Source organism: Clostridium tarantellae, assembly GCF_009295725.1.
Classification (GTDB): Bacteria; Bacillota; Clostridia; order Clostridiales; family Clostridiaceae; genus Sarcina; species Sarcina tarantellae.
On the sequence record NZ_WHJC01000637.1, the window covers coordinates 1 to 506 of the forward strand.

1 protein-coding gene is annotated in these 506 nt (G+C 27.5%); it reads right to left on the bottom strand.

Annotated features, from left to right (window positions below):
- Positions 1-66: 66 nt before the first annotated feature.
- The gene (locus GBZ86_RS16720; RefSeq protein ID WP_152892521.1) at positions 67-372 is read right to left on the bottom strand and encodes a hypothetical protein; all 306 of its coding nucleotides are present in this window, start codon (positions 370-372) and stop codon (positions 67-69) included.
- Between the last annotated feature and the right edge of the window lie 134 nt (positions 373-506).

A 506-nucleotide genomic window follows, 5' to 3' on the forward strand; every position in this document is an offset into this window, starting at 1 on the left:
CTCTTAAATTATGGACAAGAATACATTAATAAAATCAAACCAATTAAACTTATATTTCACTTACTCTTAATATTTATTATTCTTAATTTTAGATATAGTTCCAGTTGCAACATAATACTCTTTAGCTAATACTCTGTAGCTCCTGCTGTCATTTTTGATTTGTTCAACTTGTTCAGCAGTTAATTTTTTGTTCAACCTTTTATCATGTTTGATGAACACTTCTTCTATGTATGCTTCATTAGTGCTTAAATCAGTTAAAAACTCTTCCATCTCATCTTGTTCATAGTGAACTCCATCTATGAACAGTGTATCTTTAGGTATTAGATGATACTCTTCCAATATTTCCTTTAAAACCTCTTTAATATCCCTCATATATAGTTCCTCTCTAATGTTCACATATTTTTTTAAAATGGATGAACACTTATATAATTAAACTTTTATATAAATAATCCTTCAACAGGAGCATTTTCTAAACACAAAAAAGTCAGCCTAAATTAATAGACTGA

Excerpts from the sequence above, each read along its gene's own strand:
- GBZ86_RS16720 (WP_152892521.1), bottom strand. The coding sequence starts at position 372 with ATGAGGGATATTAAAGAGGTTTTAAAGGAAATATTGGAAGAGTATCAT.